The sequence below is a fragment of the Wolbachia endosymbiont of Madathamugadia hiepei genome, assembly GCF_013366855.1.
Lineage (GTDB): Bacteria > Pseudomonadota > Alphaproteobacteria > Rickettsiales > Anaplasmataceae > Wolbachia.
Window position 1 is genome coordinate 1 of record NZ_WQMP01000133.1, and the last position, 2,840, is coordinate 2,840.

A 2,840-nucleotide genomic window follows, 5' to 3' on the forward strand; every position below is an offset into this window, starting at 1 on the left:
AAGTTGAAGCAGATAGAATGGGCAATTTTAATGTTACTCAAGACAAAATAGATAGGGAAAAAAATATTGTATTAGAAGAAAGGAAGATGAGGTTTGATAATAATCCTAACAATTTGCTATGGGAAGAAATGAATAGTGCATTTTACCGTACTGGCTACGGCAGATCTGTTATCGGCTGGGAAAGCGATATTAGAACTTATAATCAAGATGATATAATAAGGTTTCATGACAACTATTACCATCCAAACAACGCAATCCTGCTGATTGTTGGTGATGTGGAATTCGATGAAGTAGTGGAACTAGCAGGAGAAAAATATGGGGAAATTAAAGCTAAGCCTACAATTAGGCATTACCCAAATCAGGATCCAGCACATAATGCAGATCTATCGGTAACTTTAGAAAGCACTGAAGTAAAAGAACCAGTTTTATATTTTCGTTATCGTGTTCCTTTATTCAAGAACATGGATGAAACCTCCGCTGTTAACTTGGCAGTTAAAGTGTTAGGGGATGGCAAATCTAGTAAACTATATAAAGATTTGGTTCTGGATAAAAGTGTGGCAGTATCAGTATCTACTTATTATAGCAGTTTAGCCTTTAGCGATAGCTACATTGATATTGAGGTAACTCCGAAAAGCGGAATGAAGTTGAACATCATTGAAAGAGAGCTAGATAATGCTATTGATAACTTTATCTTTGAAGGAATAACGAATGAGGAGTTGCAAAGTGCAAAGTCTAAATACAAAGCAGCACAGTTTGGTAAGCTATCTGACTTAACTAGTATAGCAATGTTTTACATACCACATCTAGCACTTGATATTTCACTTGATGAGATAGATATTTCATATAGTAAAATCAATGATGTTAATTTAGAGAATGTAAATAACAAAATTCGCACTATCTTTTCTACTAACAAATTAGTTGGTCGTTTGCTACCAAAAGGAGGTAATAATGAAGGTAAGTAAACTTGTATTTATACTTTTTTTCTGTCTAGGCTTTAACTTACAAGCAAGTGGTAACCTAAATATAGAGGAGGTTATTACCCATAAAGGATTTAAGTTTTTATTTGTTGAAAATTGCGATTTACCAAAAGTTTCACTGAATATATCGTTCAAAGATGCGGGCTACGCATACGAGAACGGGGAAAAACAGGGGCTTACTTGGTTTACTTCTTTTGTAATTCAAGAGGGAGCAGGAAAAAATGATGCCAAAGATTTTGCGAAAAAGCTTGAAGATAAAGGGATTAGTTTAGGTTTTATTGCCGATTTAGAAGCATTTAGGGTTTCATTAAATACTCTGTCTGAGAATTTAGAGGACGCAGTTTCGTTACTAAGTGACGCTATAATGCGTCCTAAAGTTGACCCTGAAGGGTTGAATAGAGTTTTCGAAAAAGCAAAAGTTACTTTTAATAATCTCGAAAAAAATCCTTATTTTGTTGCTGGAAAAGAACTAGAGACGTTGTTGTTTAAAAAGCATCCCTACTCAAAAAGTGGATATGGAACTCTTGATACTGTAATGAGCATTACTAGAGATGATGTTTTGACATACATAAAGCGCAATTTTGCTGAAGACAACATGGTTATCAGTGTTGTTGGTTGCGCAACAAAGGAAGAAATTAGTAAGCTACTGGATAAATATTTATCTAAATTACCATCAAAAAGATCGAAAGTTAAAAAAATACCTGTAAAAAATGATTTTGGTCCCGCAGAAAGTAAGAACATTTTTATGGATATACCACAGAGTGTCATAATTTTTGCTCAGAAAGGTATGGCATATGAAGACCCCAATTATTATAACGCTAGTGTCTTAATTGATGCGCTTGGTGGCATGGGGCTAAATTCTATACTAATGAAAGAATTGAGACAAAATCTGGGCATTACTTATGGTATTAGTGCAAGCATTATTCCCAAAAAACATGGAAGTGCTATATTTGGATTTATGAGTACTGATAGTTCTACTGCTAGCAAAGCTATATCAGCGGTAAAGGATGTATTAAGTAAGGTAAAAAAAGAGGGAATTGACGAACAATTGTTTAAGGATACAAAAACCAGTGCAGTAAATAACCTTGCCTTTTTTCTATCCAATAATACAAATACAGCAATACTGCTGGATAATATACAGATAAATGATCGTGATGTTAATCGTATAAATAATTATACAAACATTATTAATGACGTTAAATTAGAGGAAGTAAACAAATTGGCAAGTTCTTTATTAGATCCTGAAAATTTATTTTTTGTTGAAGTTGGAAGGAACGCTAAAAGTAAATAATCACTATAATATGAATAAATTTTTAACTATATTTCTTTACAATTTTTAGTATATAGCTAATTTCAACGTTTAGGTGAAAAACAATACGAAAGGTATTACAAAAAGGAACAAAAGAGCTCCAATTACTTTGTTAAATCCTTTGATAACGATATTTTCTGCTATCAACACAGGTATGTTGATGACTGTTAGGTTGATCTATATCACAAGTCAACAAATAGGCATGGTGGGTATAATGCTCGGTAATATCGGCGCAGGTGTTTTTTTTAGCTCAACGTCCCTGATGTCAAGTTTATACTCTTTTTTTAACTATTTTAGTCTCTGTGAACAAAATTTTAGAGAAGCCATATGAGAGAACCAACGAGGTTTAAAAAACCCATAAAAACCTCAGCAGTCTTGTCAAATCGAGAAAAAACATGTCTAAAGTTCTTGATTTTTCCAAAGAAGCATTCAATCAAATGCCGCTCTTTATAAAGATGTTTGTCGTAGTCTCTCTTCACTTTTCAATTCCTCTTTGGCGGAATCACAGCTTTGCACTTTCTGTTCTCAAGGCTGGCTACAAAAGCATCGCTGTC

At 33.6% G+C, this 2,840-nt stretch carries 3 protein-coding genes and 1 pseudogene; 3 read left to right on the plus strand and 1 reads right to left on the minus strand.

From position 1 onward, the window contains the following. The 3 genes from GO685_RS04550 to GO685_RS04560 form a co-directional block, all read left to right on the plus strand. Positions 1-962: M16 family metallopeptidase (locus GO685_RS04550; protein ID WP_175937765.1), on the plus strand; the 962-nt coding region annotated here is incomplete at its 5' end. Continuing rightward, entirely contained in the window at positions 949-2,268 is a 1,320-nt protein-coding gene (locus GO685_RS04555) for a M16 family metallopeptidase (protein ID WP_175937766.1), read from the plus strand. The genes GO685_RS04550 and GO685_RS04555, both read left to right, overlap by 14 nt. A 73-nt stretch (positions 2,269-2,341) precedes the next feature. Beyond that, positions 2,342-2,617, plus strand: coding sequence for a hypothetical protein (locus tag GO685_RS04560; protein ID WP_175937767.1), 276 nt, complete (start codon positions 2,342-2,344; stop codon positions 2,615-2,617). Here GO685_RS04560 and GO685_RS04565 read toward each other — a convergent pair. Then, a pseudogene (locus tag GO685_RS04565) lies at positions 2,601-2,840 on the minus strand (IS5-like element ISSoc13 family transposase); the annotation flags it as partial. The gene GO685_RS04560 and the pseudogene GO685_RS04565 sit on opposite strands and share 17 nt — an antisense overlap.